This window comes from Pseudotabrizicola sediminis (assembly GCF_004745575.1).
GTDB lineage: Bacteria > Pseudomonadota > Alphaproteobacteria > Rhodobacterales > Rhodobacteraceae > Pseudotabrizicola > Pseudotabrizicola sediminis.
The window spans coordinates 179207-197603 of sequence record NZ_RPEM01000009.1; the positions used below are offsets into that span (position 1 = coordinate 179207).

Genomic DNA, 18397 nt, shown 5'->3' on the forward strand with positions numbered 1-18397 from the left:
CATGGCCCTGCACGCAAAAGACCTGATGGAGCCCGAAGAGACGATGGGCAACCTCTGGCACGGGGTGGCGCAGCGTCTGGCCCCCGTTGCGGGATATGCCGACAGCGCGGTCGCGCTGGAGGCGGTGCGTCCCGGTGTGGCGCTGCTGTTCCGCGCGCTTGGTGGCGCGGCGGGCGTCGAGATTGCGCCCTGCCCTGCCACCGCCTCGCGCCACCGCCGCGGGCTTGGCGCACAGCTTGCCGAAGCGCGGGTGATGGAACACGTGGCAACGTTTGACGGCACCACCCTGCGCCTGCCGCCGGTGATGGATGCTTTCCCAACTGCTGACTTGAACCGCGTGGCCTATCTGTGGCTGGCGGCCTTGGCGGCGGGGGCGGAACCCTATCCGGTTCCCGACGATGCCTGTGACGCCGACATGACCCACCTTGCCGCGATGTCAGCGGCAACCGTATGCGCCCTCGCGCTTTGCCCCGGTCTGCGCGCGCCGCACGCCGATTTTTGCGCACATCTGCTGAAAACCCTGCCGGATTTCGCCGCCTCCGCCGCCGAACGCGCGGCAGGATACCACGCCCGCGCGCTGTTGTCGGGCGAGCTACCGCCCGAGGTCGGCCCCGGCCCGGCCCCGCGCAGCTATGCTCCGCTTCCGCCTCTGCCGATCTGGATACGGCTGGACCGCGCGGCGCGTGGCACGCCTGCCACACCGGCAGAGGAAGCGATCAGCGCCCCGCCGGGCCTTGCCACCGCAACCCGCAAGCAGGCGATGCGCGAGGACAACGATCAGGCCAACCGCACTGACAGTTTCATCATGCACCGGTTCGAATCCATCTTCTCATGGGTTGAAAGCATGGGCCTGAACCGCGCGACCGATGACGACGATCTTGAAAACGCGCAGAAGGCTGCCGAGGATCAGGACCATATCGCGCTGACCAAACACCACAAACGCGCCGCAACCCGCCTGCGCCTGCATCTGGACCTTGCTCCGCAGGACGCCGACCACGAGCGTCTGTCCGATATATTCACCTACCCAGAATGGAACCACCGCGCCCGCGCCTACATGCCCGACCACACCCGCGTGCTGGAGGCCGAGGCAACCCCCGGCGAACGCTTTGCCCCCGACCCGCGCCTGATGGCCCGCGTCCGCGCGCAATTTCAGGCGATGCACCCCCGCCGTATCCTGTTGCCCCGGCAGGTGGACGGGGCAGAGCTTGACCTTGACGCGCTGATTGCAGCCCAAGTTGCAATCCGCGCCACGGGCCAAGGCAGCGACCGCATCTTCCGCAACCTGCGCACTGTGGAACGCGACCTTTCGGTGGCGATCCTGATGGACTGCTCACGTTCGACCGAATCCGTGGTGGGCAGCCGCAGCATCATCGACACCATGCGCGAGGCGTTGGCAGCGCTCGCAGGCGGCATCGACGCGGCTGGCGACCGGCTGGCGATCTGGGGCTTTTCGTCCCTGCGCCGCGACCGGGTGTTCCTGACCCGCTGCAAGGGGTTTGACGGTCGCGTGACACCCGATGTCACCGCCCGCATCGGCGGCCTGATCCCCGGCCACTATACCCGCCTTGGGGCGGCGATCCGTCATGCGACGACGCAATTGGCGGCAGAGCCTTCGGCGCGCAAACTGCTTGTGGTGCTGACCGATGGTAAACCGAATGACCTTGACCATTATGAGGGCACCCACGGCATCGAGGACAGCCACATGGCCGTGCGCGAGGCCCGCCGCCTAGGCCACGCGGTGCATGGCGTGATCGTGGATGCCGACGGGCAAGACTGGTTCGCCCGCATCTTTGGCCGCGCCGGGTTCACCCTGCTGCCTGACCCCGCCCGCCTTGGCCGCGCCCTGCCCGATATCTACCGATCCCTGACCCTGGAGAGCTGACATGCGCCTGCCCCTGATCCTTTTCGCGATCCTGACACCCGCCCTTGCCACTGCCGAAGCCTTCCAACGCCCGATTCCGCAGCCGCAAACGGCCGAGGCTGAATTGGCCTATCTCGCCGCCTCATTGGTTTTCCTTGCGGCGCTGGTCGCGGTGCAGTGGCTGGTCAGCCGCAGATGACCTCACACACCAGCATGGGGCGTCTGTTCCTGTACCTCTACCCATTCGGCGCAGGGGCGATGGCGGTAAATGTGTTCTTTGCATCCCTGATCTGGTCGTGGATCGGTTGGCCAGTGCTGACGCCTGCGCAATCGGTGCTGGGCGGCGCTGTGCTGGGCGTGCCCGCAACTTGGGCCTTCGCCCGCCACATCAGAAACTTGATGGAAAAGGCCGACCCGTGATCCTGTCGGGCTGGGCAGAATTCGCGCTGGCGCTGGTTGTGTTCATGGGGTCGCATTTCCTGCCCCGAGTGGGCGGCCTGCGCGAAACCCTGATCGGCAAGATCGGTCGGCGCGCATATTTTGCAGGCTATGGCATCACATCGTTGGTGGTGCTGGTCTGGCTGATCGGGTCCGCGAGCCGGGCACCCTATGTGGAGATCTGGGCCGCGTCTGAATGGACCCGCAAAGTGCCCGCTGTCGTTATGCCCTTTGCGATGGTCCTCGCCGTGATCGGTATTGGAACCCGGTGGCCCTTTACCCTTGGCGGCAAGGAGGCCACGGCGTTCGACCCGGCAAAACCCGGTCTGGCCGCACTGACCCGGCACCCGCTGCTGTGGGGCTTGGCGCTTTGGTCGGCAGCACATCTGCCACCAAACGGCGACTTTGCGCATGTGCTCCTGTTTGGCGGATTTGCCCTCATGAGCCTTGCCGCAATGCCGATGTTTGACCGCAGGGCAAAGGCCGCGCTTGCAACAGGCGACACCGCGCGGTGGTTTCAATCGGCGCCGCTGCTGTCATTCGAGACACTGACTGACCCGAATTGGCTGAAGGCAAACGGTCGCGATTTGACATGGCGTCTGGCCATTGCGGCGGTAACATGGGCGGTGGCGTTTGGTCTGCACAGCACAGTGATGGGTGTGTCCCCAAACCCGTGAAAGTCAGGCGTAGTCCGCCCCAGGGTGCGCCTCTCAGGTTATTGATGTATATGAATTTTCTCAGCTTCAAGGGCAGGCAGCCGCCGCAGCCTGCCTTAACTGTGGTGCGCTGTGTTACCTGCGAGGTCCAGCTGACGTCGGAACATATATCGCAATAAATCAGACGCTTGCACAGTCATTCCTTGACCCGCGCGATGGGCTCATGTCGGCTGCACATGTGGTCCGGATCGCTCAGTGTTCGGGCTGAGGTGCAAGTCATGTCACAGGCCTTCTTGCATGATCAGAAGGACTGTCGCGGGCAGATCTGTGTCATTGCGCAGGGCGCGGGCCTCGCCCGGAGCGAATGCGCAGGAGTCCAAGGGGCCAAGAACGGCATCTTCTTTGCCGTTTCCAAGCGTCACGTGACCAGAGATGACAATGTACAACTTTTCCTGCGGCGAAGCCTTCAGCGAGGTATGCCCGCCGGGTAGCAGCGTCGACATACCCATCCACATCGACTGCGTCGCCGTCGCCTCTTTGCCCTGAAGACGCAAGCAGGCCATGTCGAAATGCTCGGGCGCATCGTAGCGGCGCGCGTCTGTGATCCGGGTGATCTGCACCTTATGGCCTCAGAATGACGCGGTCCGAGGTGGAGCGCAGGACCGAGGCATAGGCTATGGCTGCGTCCTGCAGTCCATAGATCGCGGCGGGTTTGATCGGAAAGGGCCTCAGCCGCCCGGACTCGAAGCTGGGCTTCAGCTTGTCAAAAATGCGCGCGCAATAGGTGCTGTCCAGTCCCAGCGAGTCGATGCCGATGTACTTGTGGCGGCCGCGGAAGAAGGTGAAAATATCGAAATCCACCGCCCGGTCAAAGGTCGAGATGAAGATCTGCCGCGCGCCCTTGGCCATCGACTTGTTGGCTATGTCAAAGAACGGGCTGCCGACGACGTTGAAGACGATATCGACACCGGAACCGCCGGTCCGGTCGCGCACCAGAGCCGCCACATCCTGCGAAGAGCTGTCGAACATCTCGACTTCGGCATTGGCATGGCCGAGATAGCCCACGGGCCTGTGCACCGCGCCAAAAACACGCGCCCCGGCAAGCGTGGCCAGTTGGATCGCCGCCTGACCAACCTTGCCGTTGGCACCGCACACCAGCACGGTTTCCCAGGGTTGCACGCCCCCGGCTTCGCGCAGACCTTCAAACGCGGTGATAAAGGGCACCCCGATCGAGCCTGCCTCTTCAAAGCTCATCGACTCAGGTTTGGCGCGGACGGCGGCTTGCGGCAGCACCATCCATTTCGCATGGCTACCGTTCTGGGTGATCCCCAGTTCACCCCCGCCCCCCCAGACTTCGGTGCCCACCAGATGCGCCGGACCCTCGCGGACAATGCCGCCAAAGTCACGGCCCGGAGTTCGGGGCCACGTGGCGTGGGGCATGTGGCCCAGAGCAGCCTTGACGTCCGACGGATTCACCCCGGCGGCGATGATTTCAACCAGAACCTGACCGGGGCCGGGCACTGGCGTTTCGGACTCGATCAGATTGATCTTCAGGTTGTCGAGATCGGAAGACTTCTCGTCAACCCGCAATGCGGGCCCGGTCTTGGCTCTGGTCTGAACGTTCATAGGTGAAATCTCCTTTCTAAATCTGCTATGTCTGCAGGCCCAGCATTGCGCGTGCCTCATCCGGAGTGGCGATCTGGCCGCCCAGCTTTTCGATCAGGTCGCGGGCGCGCTCGGTCAACTCGCCATTGCCTGCGGTCAACTGGCCTTTGGAAATATAGCTGGTGTCTTCCATGCCGATGCGGACGTGTCCGCCCAGAAGCCAGGACTGCACCAGCATCGGAAACGCCATCCGTCCGATGCCAAAGCCTGTCCAGATACTGCCGGGCGGCAGCATCCGCGCGGCAGTGGCCATGGCATCGGGCGTAGAGGGCAGCCCGTATTTCACGCCCGTGACGATGGAACAAAGCATCGGCCCCGCAATCGAGCCATCCTGCAGCATGTCTTGGGCAAGACCGATGTCGCCGGTGTCGAACAGTTCGATCTCGGGTTTCACACCAGCCTCGCGGATGATTGCGGCCATGATCCGGGCCGAGCGGGGTGTGTTGATCACGACCTGTCCGCCAGAATTCATGGTGTTTAGGTCCAGCGTGCAGATTTCGGGCTTCAGCGCCGTGATATGTTCGACGCGCTTTTCCGGCGGCAACAGGGTTGTGCCGGGTCCGGCGATGGCGGGGTTGTCGTCGGACGGAACATATCGCCCCCCCGGGCCGGTCGTCAGGTTCAGGATCAGCGCGGAATTGCGCGCGCGGATCAGCGCGACCACCCGGGCGTAAAGCTCCAGATCCATCGACGGAGCAGCGGTCACCGGGGCGCGCACATGGATATGCGCAATGGATGCCCCCGCATCCGCGGCGTCAAGGCAGGCCTGCGCGATTTCCTCGGGCGTGGCGGGCAGGCCGGGGTGCTGAGCGCGGGTGGCAAGGTTGCCGGTTACGGCGCAGGTGATGATGACCTTTGGCAGCATCATAGAGCCCGCCCTGCATCGACCGCGATTCTGATGCCAGTGGACAGCGGCATATGGGCGATGGCGGCGTAGATGGTGTCTGCCACATCCGACGGCTGGGCCGTCAGCCCCAGAGGGGTGGCAGAGCCTGCTTTTTCGATCTGTTCCGCCGTGCGTCCGGGGACAAATCCGGTGGCGACCATGCCGGGCGACACGGACAGCACCCGGACATCCGGTGCCAGTGCCAGCGCAAGGGTATGGGTCATCGAATCCAGTGCCGCCTTGGCCCCGCAATAGGCGACCGAGGAGCCGAACCCCTTATAGGCGGCGATGGAGGAGACGTTGATGATGACGGCGGGTCTGCTGGCCCGCAGCATCGGCGCAAAGGCGCGGATGGTCGCGAACACCCCGCGCCAGTTCGAGGCAAAGACCTCGTCTATGATCGTATCGGTCAGACTGTCCAGATCACCATGCGGCACCGGCGTCGTGGTGCCCGCCGCGTTCACCAAAATGTCGGTGCGGCCATGGCGGTCCTGCACCGCATCACGAAAGGCGGTGATGCTGGCGCTGTCAGTGACGCTGACCGACAGTGCGGAGTGGTTCTGACCGGGCAGCGTCGACGCCAGCGCCCTGGCTCGGTCCTGCCCCGAGCGGTAGCCGATGACGACAGTCGCCCCCGCCGCCGCCAGCTTTTCGCAGGTTGCCGCCCCGATCCCACCCGACCCGCCGACGACGACGGCGATCTTGCCTGCAAGTTGCCCGCTCATGCTGCTTTTCCAGAAATCGGCGGAAGGGGGAAATTGGGTGTGCCGGGCTTCAACACGAAATCGTATTGGCAGGTCATGAACGGCGGCTCGACAGCGGGAAATCCGGGCAGGGGCAACTCGCTGGTCTGCAGCGCGACCGCGATCTGTTCCTTGGCACCGAACACCACATCATCAAGCATTGCGGCCTTTGTATCGACAAAAATCTGTGTGATCAGCGTCTTGTGAGCCGGGGCTGAAACGATGAAATGGATATGCGCAGGGCGCATCGGGCTGCGGTTTTGCGCTGCCAGAAGCGGCCCGGTGGGCGAGGTGTGGGTCGGCACCGGATAGCCTGCTGGCCGGATGGTATGCAGGTGATACCGGCCCGCTCCATCGGTCGTATAGACCGCGCGCAGGTTGTAATCGGGCTGGTCGGGGTCCTGATTCTCATAAAGCCCCTTGGGATCGGCCTGCCAGACATCGAGGCGTGCCCCGGCGATCGGCTGGCCCGCGGTATCAAGCACCCGCCCCGACATCAGAAGCGGCTCGCCCACCGTATCGTTTCGGGCCATGCTTTCGCCCGGCGCACAGTCGGGGGCAGAACCACGGTAGAACGGACCCAGCAGCGCCGACATGGTTTCGCCCTGCATGCCGTCGTTGTTGATCAGGTCCACCAGTGTTGACAGACCGATCACGTCGCAGAACAGCACAGCCTCATTATGCGCAGCATTGGTCGCCTTGCCGATGTCGTTCAGAAACTGCAACCCGGCCTCATATTCCTGTTCCGTCGGTCGCACCTCGATGAAAAAGGCGTGCAGGTGGCGAACCATCGCCGCCATGATCTGGCGAAGCCGGGGGTCGGTGGTGTCTTCCATCGCCTTCAGGACATAGGGGGTGACATCGGACTCGTTGGCGATCAGGTGGTCGTGTTTCGACGAAGTATCCATGATTCTAGTCCCAGTTCAGAATGCGCGGCAGGCGGTGGTTGCGGGCCAGCGTGCCGACAATGCCCAGAGGGAAGAACAACAACACGACCACCATCAGCACGCCCGTTGCCAAGATGTTGAGTTCGGACGCACCCAGGGTGGCGACAAAGACCTCGTTGAAAGCGGTGATCAGGATGGCGCCGATCACGGGCCCTGCGATGGTGCCCTTGCCACCGAGAATGCACATCAGCACCAGGTTGACGCTGACCAGAATGACCAGAAAGATGTTTGGCCGGATGTAGGTAAGGTATTCACCCCAGACCGCCCCCGCCATGCCGACAAAGGCAGCAGAGATCGCGAATGCGAGCACCTTGTAGGTGCGGGTGTCGATCCCGGCACTTTCGGCCTTGATCTCGTCTTTGGAAATCGCGCGAAGGCCGAGCCCGAATTTTGAATGCTTTATCCGGTAAGACGCCCAGACCGAAAAGGCAGCCAGAATGACGAAGGCGTAGTAATAGGGCAGCTTGGACCACAGGACCGGAAGGTCATTGGCTTTCAGCGCCACCCCGTTGGCACCGCCGACAAAGGTCCAGTGGTCAAAGAGGATACGTGCGATCATCACCAGCGCCAGCGACGAGATGATGAAGCTGGGGCCACGGGTCTTGAGCGTGATGCTGCCGATCAGATAGCCGACGGCGGCGCACAAGATCCCTGCCATGGGTGCCATGAGGATGGTGGATACCCCGTAGCGGGCAAAGATCATCCCGGCAAAGTAGCCGCCGATGGCAAAGAACACGTTATGCCCCAGACTGATGTAGCCCGTGAAACCGCCAAGGATGTTCCAGCCCGATGCCATGGCTGCGTAGCAGGCGGTGAACAGAACAAGGTGCAGGACATAGTTGTAATTGCCCACGAATTGCAGCGCCGGCAAAGCCAACAGCACGGCCATCAGGACCAGCGGAAACCAGATGCTGCGGGCCTTGTCGGCGCTAGCAGCGAGCTTGATATTGTAAGCCTTACGAGCCTCCAGCACGGCAGAGACGCCTTCGGAAGCATCGGATTTTGTTGCGACGGTCATCATGCAAGCTCCGGTTTTTCGCCGAACAACCCCTGGGGGCGAACGAGCAGGATCAGGAAGAGGGCCAGAAAGAAGGTCATTGTCGACCAGGTCGAGCCGAACCAGACCCCGACAAAAGCCGCGATGATGCTGAGCAGGAACGACGCCAGCACGGTGCCAAGGATCGACCCCATGCCGCCCAGCACGACCAGCGACATCAGCACGGCGACCCACTCCCAGTGCTTTGCCGGGAAAAAGGAAAAGACAAACGACACCAGCGCACCTGCGGCCCCCGCAAGGCCGATGCCGATGGCAAAGCTCATGATCCCGACGAGGTTCACGTTGACGCCCAGCAGTTCAGCCGCGTCACGGTTCTGGGTGGTGGCGCGGATGGCATTGCCAAAGCGCGAGTATTTCAGAAAGGCCGCCAGCGCGCCAATGATCACCAGCGACACGATGCCGGCGTAAAGCTGACCCATGGGGATGAAGACATTGCCGATGAAGATGGCGTCGGTCGCATAGCCGGGCGACGTCACACGTTGGGTGTTGGTGAACATGAAGCCCAGCGCACCTTCGACGATCATCGCGGTGGCGAATGTGAGCAGCACGGTCATTTCAGAATATTTGGCCGACCGCGCCTCGCGCTCGAACACCAGTTTGTAGAGAAGGACACCGATCCCGGCCAGAACCACGGCCGCCACCGGCAACATCACCAGAGGGTCGATCCCCCAGAGCCGAAAGCCCCAATAGGTGACATAGGCCCCGGCGATGATAAGTGAGGGGTGCGCCAGATTGACGATGCGCATGACGCCGAACACAAGGCTGAGGCCCGAGCCCATCAGCGCAAAGACGCCGCCCAACGCGATGCCCAGGATCAGGGTCTGGATGATCTGTTCCAAATTCGTCTCTCCGGCTTAGGCGGCCTTCTTGCCACCAAGGTAAAGTTCCTGAATGCGCGGGTCGGCCAGAACCTCGGGGGCTGGCCCCTTGAACAGGGTGCGGCCCAGGTCCAGCACGACACCCCAATCAGAATTCTTGAGCCCCATCAGCGCGTTCTGTTCGACAAGCAGAATGGTGATGCCTTCACTGGCCATCATCTTCATGATGTCGAACATTTCCTGAACGATCTTGGGTGCCAGCCCCAGCGAGGGTTCGTCCAGCATCACGATGGCGGGCTTGATAATCAGGGTGCGCGCCATCGACAGCGTCTGCTGCTGGCCGCCTGACATGGTGCCTGCATGCTGGTCGCGGCGTTCCTTCAGGATCGGAAACCTTTCCTCGATCTCGTCGATGGAACGCTCCAGGCCGCTGCGGTCATCCAACGAATATCCGCCCATCCGCAGGTTTTCGCGCACCGTCATCTTGGGAAACAGCGCGCGTTCCTGCGGGACAAAGCAAATACCCTTGCGCAGGATCTGGTCGGGTCGCAGGCCCTTCAGGCTTTGCCCGTTGAACTTCACATCACCCTGCCGGATCTTCAGCATGCCACAAATCGCCTTGAGCAGTGTGGATTTACCCGCCCCGTTGGGCCCGATGATGCAATGCACCTTCCCAGGCTCCACACTGAGATGCGCACCATCCAGGATGGAGGGGCCATCGCCATAGCCTGCAGTCAGGTTGGTAACTTCCAGCAGTTCGCCCATCAGGCTGCATCCTCCAAAGTGCCGCCCAGATACGCATCCAGCACGGCAGGGTTCTCGCGGATTTCTGCGGGCGTGCCTTCGGCGATCACCCTGCCCTGCGCCATGACCACGATCCGGTGGCTAAGCCGCATGATCAGATTCATGTTGTGCTCGACGATCAGGATGGTCATGCCCTGCTCGTTCAGCTTCCGGATATGACCGACGATCTCCTCCAGCAGGGTCGGGTTCACGCCGCCCGCAGGTTCGTCCAGCAAGATGATCTTGGGGTCGCTCATCAGCAGCGCGGCAAGATCCATCAGCTTTTTCTGCCCGTAGGACAGGTTCGACCCATCTTCGTGTGCGATACGCGAAATGCCAAGAAAATCGAGTAAATGCATTGCTTTGTCGATTTCTTCCGGACTCATGGCCGGTTTCAGAAGATCGCGCCAGCCACCGATCTGCGATTGGCAGATAACGTTTTCCAGCACGGTCATGTCGGCCAGGTTACGGCTGATCTGGAAGGTGCGGCTTAGGCCACGCCGGGTGATCTTGTGCGGGCGAAGCTGGTCGATACGTTCACCATCCAGCCAGACCTCACCGCTGGTTGGCTGGGCAGTGCGGCTGATGCAGTTGAAGGCCGTGGTCTTGCCCGCCCCGTTTGGCCCGATCAGCGCCGTGATGGTGCCGCGTTCCACGTTGAACGAACAGCCATCCACCGCTTTTATGCCGCCAAAATATTTGCAAAGCTCTTTGACCTGGAGCATGGCCCGTCCTTTTCGTGGTGGAGATATGCGGGTCCGGACCTGCCGGACCCGAAAAAGTTCATGCCGTCAAAAACTGCCCTTCGGATAGGACATCGGGCTGACGCCTTCGAATTCGTCAGTGGGGTAGACGAACTGCAACTCCCCGTCATTCCACTGGGTCATCAGGAATGGCTTGTCGGCGGGCAGGCCGATGTCATCCCAGTTGAAACGACCAAGGATGGTGCGGACCGGGTCTTCCTTGGTGCGCGCATGCAGCCAGTCGCCCATCGCCGGGTTGTCGGTGGTGCCCGCGCCGATCATCGCCTGCTCGATGCCCTGACAGACGGCAAAGGGAATGGCGGCGTCTTCGTCCGGAACAACGCCATAGGCCGCCTCGTAAGTCGCGACGAAATCGGCATTCGAATAGGGCTCGCCGCCCAGAACTGACTCGAACGGTGCATCCTTGTGCCAAGAGGTATGGACCAGAATGCCATTGCTGCTTTCGCTGGTGCCTTCCAGAAACTCGGTCTGGGTGCCCTGGCTCAGATAGACCATCTCTGCCGTGGCCTGCACGGTCTTGAAGGCGCGGGTCAGCTGCACCGCCTCCTCTGCGGATGCAGTCAGCCCGATGATCAGATCGGCGTCAGCCTGCTTGACCTGATTGGCCAGGTTCAGCCAGTCGTTGAATCCTTCCTCGGGCCAGCGTTCTGAGAACACCACCTCGATCCCGCGTTCGGCCAGATAGCCAGGCGCAAGATCGGCCACTTCGCTGCCATCAGCAGGGTCCATGACCTTTTCACCCAGAAGTCCGGCCCACACGCCATTTGCAAAAAAATCATCCGCCGAGATGATCGCAGCCGTCTTTGGGGCGCCATCTGCAGGAACCAGATTTTCCAGAACGTCGGCCAGCGACGCACCGACATACTCGGCTGCGTTGGGCTGGAAATAGAAAATGTTCTTATGGCCCTGAGTATAGATGCGCAGCGCCCCGCCGGCCGGAAGCGGATGCACAAAACCGTTCTTGGCCAGAATGCTGGCAACAGGGAAGCTCAGTCGCGACGAGAAGGTGCCATAAACAGCCTCGACTCCATCGACGTTGATGAAACGCTCATACTGATTGATTGCCGTCGCCGGGTCCGACCGGTTGTCAGACACAATCAGCTCAAGCTGGCGCCCCAAGACGCCGCCGCGTTCGTTGATCTGGCGGATGCACAGCTCATAGCCCTGCTGATGTTTTGTGCCGGAAACGGAAAAGTTTCCGGTCAACGGCAACGACGCGCCGATCTTTATTGGGCCGTCCTGTGCCCAGACCGGCATGGCCAAGATGGCCATTACGGCCGTCAGCGCGGTGGCACCGCGCAATTGTTCGGTTCTCATGTCTTCCTCCCTTGGTGCAGCCTTGATGCAGTCTCTCGTGCATTCGCGTTCCCTTTGCGGCCACCTCCTCCTCTCCTCGATGGGTTTGCCTCCCGCGAGACACCCGATAGACACCCTCATTGACCCAGACTGCCCGGCGGACAGTGAGCCACGCCTCCCGCGCTTCTCCCTGACCCTGAAAGGCATGTCTGTCCCAAACCAGGAAAATCACGCAATCGATTGCATGAACGCTAGAGCCACGCAAACGCCACGTCAACCACAAACACGCAATCGTTTGCACGCTCTCCTTTTTGCAGCTACATTGATCATGCAAAAACTGGGTGACTTGATGAATAAGCGCGTTACGCTCAAAGACATAGCCCATGCAACGGGTGTGCATGTCTCGACCGTTTCCCGGGCGCTTGATCCCAAGCGTGACACGCCCCTGACGGATGACGTCGTACTGAGAATCCGGCAAGCGGCAGAAAAACTGGGCTACCGTCCGAATCGCATCGCCTCGAGCTTGCGGACGCAACGGACAATGACGATCGGGGTCATGATCCCCGATATCACGAACATGATCTTTCCCCCGATCGTTCGCGGCATCGAAAGCGTGATGGAGCCTTTGGGCTATGCCTCGATCATTGTGAACACCGACAGCCAGCGCGGCCGGGAGCAGAGACTGGTAGAGATCCTGCAGGACCGTGGTGTGGACGGTATCATCCACACCGCAGTGCTGCTGGAGGACCCGACCATCGAGAGGGCGGCCGGGGCCGGTCTGCCGGTGGTCACGCTGAACCGACGGATCGAAGGCACACACATTCCCTACATCATCAACGACGAGGCGGCTGGCATCAGCGCCGTTTTCAATCTGCTGTACGATCTTGGCCATCGACACATCGCCCATCTTGCGGGCCCCCAACTGCTTTCAACCGGGCAATTGCGGCTGAACGCCTTTCGCGCCGCCGCTGCCGACCGCAGGCTGGATACCAAGGCCATGACCATTGTCGAAGCCGCGCAGTTTCACGAAACGGATGGTCGTCGAAGTGCCTCCGAAATTCTGCTCAGGGCACCGGAAACTACAGCGATCTTGTGCGCGAATGACCGCCTCGCGCTGGGGGCCATCGATCACTGCCGCAAGGTCGGGCTAAACTGCCCCACTGACATTTCGATCACCGGCTTCAACGACATGCCATTGTTGGAGCTCATTCCGCCACGCCTGACCACCGTGCGCATCCAGCAGTTCGAAGCGGGGGCCGCAGCGGCAAGGCTGATGGCCGCAATCCTGGCCGGCCAAGGCGAGGATGTGCCGGTGGAGACCATCTTGCCAGTCCTGCTGGTTGAACGCGACAGCGTGGCCGCACCCAGAAGCGCCCGAGTGACGGGGCGTTGATCCCTGTCGATGTCACGATTGGCCGAAGCGAAAGATGGAAGACATCCAGCATTGCTGCAATCGGACAGGGGTGATGACCGCCTGGCACCAGGACGATATCACCACCTTTGACTTGTACCCGACTGCTCTTGCACACAGACGTCGTCCGTCTGTCGAATTTTGCTTTGGCCTGTATCGTGGACTTTGATCGCGGGCACGCGCAACCGCCGAAACTTGCCTGACCTCAGGTGCGCAGGATGCCCTGCGAACTTCAGGAACCCACGTACAGTGTCGAAGCCTGCGCCGGATATTCACAAATTGAGGTGCCGGATACCTGTCTGCGCCAGCGGCCGGTGCCATCGAAAATAAGCACGCTGGACGTGCGTTTGATCGTTTATGCCGAAAGGATGGCCGCGCTGCAGCCTGAACCGCGCAGTCAAAGCCATCACTGCAAGCGGTTCACACGTCAGGGTGCAAGCCATGTCCCTGCCCAATCGTTCTCGCGATCAAACCGTGCGCGGCGGTGATTTGGGCCAAGATGCAGCGCGTCGACGGTTGATACCCTAAGCCGCAGGACAACAAAGGACGCCGGGTCGGCGACTTTCGTGTAGTCCAGCGCCTGTGCGATCGGCTGGCCGGGAGCCGGGGTGCTGCCGTAGGCCACCCGTGACGTCTCGGGCACGCCCTCCCAGATCGCGGCCACATCACGGCCAGTCAGAAGTGTGACGCGGGCTTCAAGCCGCAATTGCAGATGGGCCGAGGTATCCCAGACATGCAGCGCCGCAAAAGGAATCGCGCGCAAATCCGTGACTTTGGCCGATCGCAAATCGGTGTGAATATCCAGCGTGCCCGCTGTTTTGTCGGCCGCGCGCAGCACGACCGTTCTGACCTGCGGCCTGCCGTCCGGGCTGACAGTCGCCAACGTCGGATGCCGGGCCGGGGCGTGCCGGTCGTGGACACCGCGCGTGAGGCGCAGCCAGGCCTCGGCATGCAACAGTGCCAGATCACTGGCCCAGGGGTGGGGATCGGATTTCACTTGTAAACCTCGCGGCGGTCGGCAAAAGCGCGCACCCGTCTGCACCAGGCGCGGTAGCTGCCGGATTTCAGATTTTTCCGCATCAGCGCCTTTACCTCGTCCGGACCAAAGCCGTGCAAGGCGCGGATCTGGTCAAAACTGGTATCATCACTCAGCGCCATCTCGATGATTTCGCCAAGGGTCGCTGGATCAGAAAGATTGCTTGTCATCTGCCGCAAGGTGACGTTTCCGCGCCACAAGTCAAGTTTCCGGCGCTGCACTGACCCGGGGCCGTTTCAGTTTCACCGTTGGATTTCGCGGCCAGAAAGCCATATCTCAGACATGGCCAAAGGTCGTATTCGTCCTTGAGGTCGATGCCATGCGAGCGGACCTTTCCCCGAAAGACACGATGCAGCCCAGTTTCGATTTTCCGCCCCCGACGCGCCTTGAACCTGTCGCGCAGTATCTGCACCTGACGCGCACGGTCATGCCCACACTGGCGCAGACCAGCAAACGCCACTGGCCGGTGCGCAACGACCACTGCTTTCAGCGGATCGTGCTGGACACCATCTGCGGCGGGGTGTGGTACGACCACATCGCGCGCCCGGCCTACAAGCACCTAAGCCCGGCGCAGGCGACGCTTGCCGTGCAGCTTTGCGAGCAGATCATTGCGGATGCGGCGGACCTGAGAGTACTGAACCAGCAGTCGCTTGCATGGCGCGGCAAAAGTAAAATCTGATAATCGCCAAACGCAACCACCGTCCCTAACCCGCGACGAACAGCGGGAAACTTACCCCCAGCGCCCACGCCAGAATGATCCCCAGCCCTAGCCCCGCAGCCCCCGCACCACTGACACGCGCCACCCAGCGGCCCAGTGGCCCCAGCACAAGGAAAAACAGCACGATCACGGGCAGGATGATCAGCACGATCAACAACCGGTCCAGATCCATCAAGGCGGCCACCGTCAGCGATGCCAGGAACAGCAGCCGCCCCACCAGCCGCCGCCAGCCGCCCACTGCCACCATGCTGTCGGCCAGCATGAACGGAACTGTCCCCAAGGCGAGCGCGGCAATGATCCCCACCCGCTCAAGCGTCGGCACAAACGACGCGGCATACCGGTCGATGGCGAACCCGAACACCGCCAGCCCCCAGACCACAAGCGCCAGCGCCGCGACCCAGACCATGCGGGGCAGCGGCCAGACCCGCAGGATCGCCAGTTGCACAGCACCATAAAGCGCCAGGTGAATCATCAGGTAGTCTGCCACCAGCACCGGCAGAAACGGCCGATAGACCAGCACCGCGACCACAGGCACCACCACCGCAGGCAGCAAAGCGGCCGCCCAGAACCGCCGCACCGGCACGACCGGGCGGGCCGGGCCCATTGGCAACAGCCCCGCCAAAGGCCGGAACAGCACCACGATCCCTGCCAGCAGCAGCAAGATCCACAGCCCTGGCTTGACCACTGGCCCGGCACTGTCCCGCCCGAAGGTCGCATCCAGCCAGTCACGCGCCTCGCGCAGGCCGGTTCCGCTATACAGCACGCCCACATGCTCCACCCCCGGGGCAACCACCACGCGGCGCGTCACATCCCCAGCCGTCACGGTTGCCCCCTCGACCGCCGCGGGATCGACCAGCCGCGCCATCTGCAGGGCTGCCGTCCGCAACATCCCCTCCCACTGGCCCGAGATCACCAACAGTTGGGTAGGCTGGTCAGCCGTCACCGCCTTTGAGAACATCGAGATGCCCACCACCGCACCCACCGCGCCATCGGCAATCGCTGCGCGCGCGATGATATCTGTCGCCATCGAGTGCCCTAAAAGCGCCACGCCCGGCCCCACGCCGGGCAAGTCCCGCCCTGCGGCCAGCACCTGCAGCGTCTGATCCACCAGCCGCTGCGTGGTGCCTTCGATGGCGTCCACATCCCCCGACATCGGAACCGGGTTGCGGCCGTGACCTTCGAAATCAAAGGCCAGAACCGCATAGCCCGACTGCGCGAGCGTCAAGGAATAGGCCTGCATCAACTGCCGCGATCCGGCGAAGCCATGTGCCACCACCACCAAGGGCCCCGCGGACCCAGGCTGCTGGTATAGCGTCGCAGGCGTCGTTCCCACCGCCAGATCGGTGATCAGCAGCCCAGCCCGTCCCCGCTCCAGCATGAAGGCCGACAGGACGATGATCCCAAGCGCCAGCACGCCGATCACAAAGTTGCCCCAACGCGTCACGATGCACCTCCTGCTCTACCCGGTCTCGACCTAGCCCGCAGGCCGCGCCACGACAAGGCGCGCTTCAGACCGACCAGTGGTCGCAAGCGCATAGCGCGGCTTACGCCTTTGCCCGTTCTCAGACGCCATGACCTAAATGATCCGCAGGGATGCAAGTCTGTTAGCGAGAGACCCTAGAGATCATCACGCGAAGGACTGTTGCGCTGAGGGAGGTCGCAACAGCGAAAACGATGCAATCGACCGGGCGGCAGGGCACCCCAATTTCATTTTTCAGCGCCTGCAGGAGGATCAACCGGCGATCGGTTGGCGACATGCAGCACAGGCAGCCCGCCAAGGTCAGCCAGACCGGCGCAGCCCAGATGACCAAGGGCCCCTTCCCCGTGCCACCACATGATGACACCAGCCATACCTGGCACCATAATGACACTGTGCTGACCGACGATCAAATGCGCGGCGGTCAGGCCATTCTGGACGACATGGGGGTTAGGCTCGCGTCGCGCATGCCGGGATTCGGAGCTATGCTGGAGGAAGCAGAATTCGGGGCGATCCCCGACCACATCAAATGGGGACGGCCTGAACCCATTCGCTGGGCTCAGGCCGACCGGTAACGAACGGTTTCTGGCGATTGGAAATCGATCCCGCTCAGTTGCCCAATTCGGTAAAAACGCGGATCAGTTGCAGGATCTTGTAGCTTTCGGGGTCGATCACCACGATGCGGTCGTCGACAACCGCGTAGCGTTGGCCGTAAGGCAACGCAGGCAGGTCATAGAGTGCAAAGTCATCCAGATAGACCAGATCGGTGCTTTGAACCACATCCCCGGTCCGGTCGCGGTTCAACCACTGATCGGTGGTGACGCCCTTCTTGGCCTGCCCCGGTGGCACGCATGGCGGGTCTTTCTTGGCCAGTCCCGGAGGGCATGCCTTGGCGTCTGCGAAAGCCGCGCTTGCGGTCATCACGGGCGCAAAGGCCATCAGGGCAACGGCAAGCAGGCTGGGAGCGAGTTTCATAATCATGGTCCTGTTTCAGGCTTCACCACCACAACGTCCTGGCTGTGACTTGGTTCCGTTGGGCTGGAAACAAGGCCATTGGCCAGATCGCACTTCGTTCGGGATCATGCCTTTCGGAGCAGCCCGAAGTGGAACCGCTGCACACTTCCCCCGGGTGTCGTGTGATCGTGGATTAGCGACTGGACCAAGGTGTAACGCGCACCCAACCGCTCAGACAGAAGCGCGGCATCGTAGCGGGCCACCGGCAGGCCGCTGCACTTGTCTGGCCCGTCCAGCGCGAATGTGCCGATGATTGCATGGCCACCGGGTAGCAAAGCGAAATCCATCACCCGCAGATAGGCATCCTGATCGGCGGCGTCGGTCAGAAAATGAAACGCGGCCCGGTCATGCCAGAGGTCAAAGCGCCGCGAGGGGCGCCAGTCCAGCACATTCGCCACCACCCACTCAGCCGGTGCCGCTGCGGGCAGACGCGCACGGGCCCTTGCAAGCGCCGTTTCCGACAGATCGAGCACGGTGATCCGGTGGAACCCCTGTTCCAACAGGCAATCCACCAGACGTGAGGCCCCTGCCCCGACATCGACAATCGCGGCATCCGGTCCGCTGTTCGTCGCAGAGATCAGGTCGAGCGAGACCTGCGGGCGCTCCTCGAACCAACTTGTCTCGATATCTTCCTTGCTGCGATAGACGCCTTCCCAGCGGTTCAATTCCATGCGGCCCCTCCTTCACAGATCTACGCGCCGCAACCGCAGCGCGTTGGTGATCACCGAAACCGATGACAGGCTCATCGCCGCTGCTGCGATCATCGGTGACAGCAACATCCCTGTGACCGGGTAAAGCAAACCCGCCGCGATTGGCACGCCAAGCGC

The 18397-nt window shown here is 62.2% G+C and carries 22 protein-coding genes; 7 read left to right on the forward strand and 15 right to left on the reverse strand.

The features are described from left to right. The first annotated feature begins 1 nt into the window (after position 1). From EEB11_RS14500 to EEB11_RS14510, 4 genes are read left to right on the forward strand one after another with little or no spacing between them, the layout of a single operon-like run. Positions 2–1882 carry a nitric oxide reductase activation protein NorD gene (locus tag EEB11_RS14500; protein WP_135432472.1) on the forward strand — a complete coding sequence of 627 codons (1881 nt, stop codon included), beginning with the start codon at positions 2–4 and terminating at the stop codon, positions 1880–1882. A gap of 1 nt (position 1883) precedes the next feature. Further along, positions 1884–2060, forward strand: a complete 177-nt coding sequence (locus EEB11_RS19600) for a hypothetical protein (protein WP_167852755.1) — start codon at positions 1884–1886, stop codon at positions 2058–2060. Next, positions 2057–2281, forward strand: a complete 225-nt coding sequence (locus tag EEB11_RS14505; RefSeq protein WP_135432474.1) for an NnrT protein — start codon at positions 2057–2059, stop codon at positions 2279–2281. The genes EEB11_RS19600 and EEB11_RS14505 overlap by 4 nt, the downstream gene beginning before the upstream one ends. Then, the gene (locus EEB11_RS14510) at positions 2278–2976 is read left to right on the forward strand and encodes an NnrU family protein (protein WP_245298922.1); all 699 of its coding nucleotides are present in this window, start codon (positions 2278–2280) and stop codon (positions 2974–2976) included. Before EEB11_RS14505 ends, EEB11_RS14510 begins: the two co-directional genes overlap by 4 nt. A gap of 260 nt (positions 2977–3236) precedes the next feature. Here EEB11_RS14510 and EEB11_RS14515 read toward each other — a convergent pair whose 3' ends face one another. From EEB11_RS14515 to EEB11_RS14560, 10 genes are all read right to left on the reverse strand, one after another. Continuing rightward, positions 3237–3575, reverse strand: coding sequence for a cupin domain-containing protein (locus EEB11_RS14515; protein WP_135432476.1), 339 nt, complete (start codon positions 3573–3575; stop codon positions 3237–3239). A gap of 1 nt (position 3576) precedes the next feature. Then, the gene (locus EEB11_RS14520; protein WP_135432478.1) at positions 3577–4581 is read right to left on the reverse strand and encodes a quinone oxidoreductase family protein; all 1005 of its coding nucleotides are present in this window, start codon (positions 4579–4581) and stop codon (positions 3577–3579) included. Between the two features lie 25 nt (positions 4582–4606). Next, positions 4607–5488 (reverse strand): beta-keto acid cleavage family enzyme, encoded by an 882-nt coding sequence (locus tag EEB11_RS14525; protein ID WP_135432480.1) that lies wholly within the window; start codon positions 5486–5488, stop codon positions 4607–4609. After that, the gene (locus EEB11_RS14530) at positions 5485–6231 is read right to left on the reverse strand and encodes an SDR family NAD(P)-dependent oxidoreductase (RefSeq protein ID WP_135432481.1); all 747 of its coding nucleotides are present in this window, start codon (positions 6229–6231) and stop codon (positions 5485–5487) included. Before EEB11_RS14530 ends, EEB11_RS14525 begins: the two co-directional genes overlap by 4 nt. Next, positions 6228–7157 carry a dioxygenase family protein gene (locus EEB11_RS14535; protein ID WP_135432483.1) on the reverse strand — a complete coding sequence of 310 codons (930 nt, stop codon included), beginning with the start codon at positions 7155–7157 and terminating at the stop codon, positions 6228–6230. The genes EEB11_RS14530 and EEB11_RS14535 overlap by 4 nt, the downstream gene beginning before the upstream one ends. Before the next feature lie 4 nt (positions 7158–7161). Further along, entirely contained in the window at positions 7162–8214 is a 1053-nt protein-coding gene (locus tag EEB11_RS14540; RefSeq protein WP_135432539.1) for a branched-chain amino acid ABC transporter permease, read from the reverse strand. After that, positions 8214–9092, reverse strand: a complete 879-nt coding sequence (locus EEB11_RS14545; RefSeq protein WP_135432485.1) for a branched-chain amino acid ABC transporter permease — start codon at positions 9090–9092, stop codon at positions 8214–8216. Before EEB11_RS14545 ends, EEB11_RS14540 begins: the two co-directional genes overlap by 1 nt. A gap of 15 nt (positions 9093–9107) precedes the next feature. Further along, a complete protein-coding gene (locus EEB11_RS14550; RefSeq protein ID WP_135432487.1) occupies positions 9108–9836 on the reverse strand; it encodes an ABC transporter ATP-binding protein in 729 nt (242 codons plus the stop codon). Then, positions 9836–10579 (reverse strand): ABC transporter ATP-binding protein, encoded by a 744-nt coding sequence (locus tag EEB11_RS14555; protein ID WP_135432489.1) that lies wholly within the window; start codon positions 10577–10579, stop codon positions 9836–9838. Before EEB11_RS14555 ends, EEB11_RS14550 begins: the two co-directional genes overlap by 1 nt. 66 nt (positions 10580–10645) lie before the next feature. Then, the gene (locus EEB11_RS14560; protein ID WP_135432491.1) at positions 10646–11935 is read right to left on the reverse strand and encodes an amino acid ABC transporter substrate-binding protein; all 1290 of its coding nucleotides are present in this window, start codon (positions 11933–11935) and stop codon (positions 10646–10648) included. Positions 11936–12242: 307 nt separating this feature from the next. On the opposite strand from EEB11_RS14560, the gene EEB11_RS14565 reads away from it, so the two are divergent. Continuing rightward, on the forward strand, positions 12243–13307 hold the full coding sequence (locus EEB11_RS14565) for a LacI family DNA-binding transcriptional regulator (RefSeq protein ID WP_210134426.1): 1065 nt from the start codon (positions 12243–12245) through the stop codon (positions 13305–13307). A gap of 445 nt (positions 13308–13752) precedes the next feature. On the opposite strand, the gene EEB11_RS14570 is transcribed toward EEB11_RS14565, so the two are convergent. After that, positions 13753–14322, reverse strand: a complete 570-nt coding sequence (locus EEB11_RS14570) for a pyridoxamine 5'-phosphate oxidase family protein (protein WP_135432493.1) — start codon at positions 14320–14322, stop codon at positions 13753–13755. Beyond that, positions 14319–14531, reverse strand: coding sequence for a DUF2805 domain-containing protein (locus EEB11_RS14575; protein ID WP_135432495.1), 213 nt, complete (start codon positions 14529–14531; stop codon positions 14319–14321). Before EEB11_RS14575 ends, EEB11_RS14570 begins: the two co-directional genes overlap by 4 nt. A gap of 149 nt (positions 14532–14680) precedes the next feature. Here EEB11_RS14575 and EEB11_RS14580 point away from each other — a divergent pair, with 149 nt between their 5' ends. After that, positions 14681–15040 carry a hypothetical protein gene (locus tag EEB11_RS14580; RefSeq protein ID WP_354002104.1) on the forward strand — a complete coding sequence of 120 codons (360 nt, stop codon included), beginning with the start codon at positions 14681–14683 and terminating at the stop codon, positions 15038–15040. 25 nt (positions 15041–15065) lie between these two features. On the opposite strand, the gene EEB11_RS14585 is transcribed toward EEB11_RS14580, so the two are convergent. Then, the gene (locus EEB11_RS14585; protein WP_245298923.1) at positions 15066–16523 is read right to left on the reverse strand and encodes an alpha/beta fold hydrolase; all 1458 of its coding nucleotides are present in this window, start codon (positions 16521–16523) and stop codon (positions 15066–15068) included. A 311-nt stretch (positions 16524–16834) separates the two neighbouring features. Between EEB11_RS14585 and EEB11_RS14590 the strand changes: the two genes are divergently transcribed. Further along, positions 16835–17131, forward strand: coding sequence for a hypothetical protein (locus EEB11_RS14590; RefSeq protein WP_135432497.1), 297 nt, complete (start codon positions 16835–16837; stop codon positions 17129–17131). A 34-nt stretch (positions 17132–17165) separates the two neighbouring features. Here EEB11_RS14590 and EEB11_RS14595 read toward each other — a convergent pair whose 3' ends face one another. Together EEB11_RS14595 and EEB11_RS14600 are read right to left on the reverse strand one after the other, a co-directional pair. Then, positions 17166–17531: a hypothetical protein gene (locus EEB11_RS14595; RefSeq protein ID WP_167852756.1), complete on the reverse strand. Its 366-nt coding sequence runs from the start codon at positions 17529–17531 to the stop codon at positions 17166–17168. Positions 17532–17635: 104 nt separating this feature from the next. Next, positions 17636–18241 (reverse strand): class I SAM-dependent methyltransferase, encoded by a 606-nt coding sequence (locus EEB11_RS14600; RefSeq protein WP_135432501.1) that lies wholly within the window; start codon positions 18239–18241, stop codon positions 17636–17638. Positions 18242–18397: the final 156 nt, after the last annotated feature.

Coding starts and splice junctions, on each gene's coding strand:
- EEB11_RS14500 (WP_135432472.1), top strand. CDS start 2: ATGGCCCTGCACGCAAAAGACCTGATGGAGCCCGAAGAGACGATGGGC.
- EEB11_RS19600 (WP_167852755.1), top strand. CDS start 1,884: ATGCGCCTGCCCCTGATCCTTTTCGCGATCCTGACACCCGCCCTTGCC.
- EEB11_RS14505 (WP_135432474.1), top strand. CDS start 2,057: ATGACCTCACACACCAGCATGGGGCGTCTGTTCCTGTACCTCTACCCA.
- EEB11_RS14520 (WP_135432478.1), bottom strand. CDS start 4,581: ATGAACGTTCAGACCAGAGCCAAGACCGGGCCCGCATTGCGGGTTGAC.
- EEB11_RS14525 (WP_135432480.1), bottom strand. CDS start 5,488: ATGATGCTGCCAAAGGTCATCATCACCTGCGCCGTAACCGGCAACCTT.
- EEB11_RS14530 (WP_135432481.1), bottom strand. CDS start 6,231: ATGAGCGGGCAACTTGCAGGCAAGATCGCCGTCGTCGTCGGCGGGTCG.
- EEB11_RS14535 (WP_135432483.1), bottom strand. CDS start 7,157: ATGGATACTTCGTCGAAACACGACCACCTGATCGCCAACGAGTCCGAT.
- EEB11_RS14540 (WP_135432539.1), bottom strand. CDS start 8,214: ATGACCGTCGCAACAAAATCCGATGCTTCCGAAGGCGTCTCTGCCGTG.
- EEB11_RS14550 (WP_135432487.1), bottom strand. CDS start 9,836: ATGGGCGAACTGCTGGAAGTTACCAACCTGACTGCAGGCTATGGCGAT.
- EEB11_RS14555 (WP_135432489.1), bottom strand. CDS start 10,579: ATGCTCCAGGTCAAAGAGCTTTGCAAATATTTTGGCGGCATAAAAGCG.
- EEB11_RS14560 (WP_135432491.1), bottom strand. CDS start 11,935: ATGAGAACCGAACAATTGCGCGGTGCCACCGCGCTGACGGCCGTAATG.
- EEB11_RS14565 (WP_210134426.1), top strand. CDS start 12,243: ATGCAAAAACTGGGTGACTTGATGAATAAGCGCGTTACGCTCAAAGAC.
- EEB11_RS14575 (WP_135432495.1), bottom strand. CDS start 14,531: ATGACAAGCAATCTTTCTGATCCAGCGACCCTTGGCGAAATCATCGAG.
- EEB11_RS14580 (WP_354002104.1), top strand. CDS start 14,681: ATGCGAGCGGACCTTTCCCCGAAAGACACGATGCAGCCCAGTTTCGAT.
- EEB11_RS14590 (WP_135432497.1), top strand. CDS start 16,835: ATGCAGCACAGGCAGCCCGCCAAGGTCAGCCAGACCGGCGCAGCCCAG.
- EEB11_RS14595 (WP_167852756.1), bottom strand. CDS start 17,531: ATGAAACTCGCTCCCAGCCTGCTTGCCGTTGCCCTGATGGCCTTTGCG.
- EEB11_RS14600 (WP_135432501.1), bottom strand. CDS start 18,241: ATGGAATTGAACCGCTGGGAAGGCGTCTATCGCAGCAAGGAAGATATC.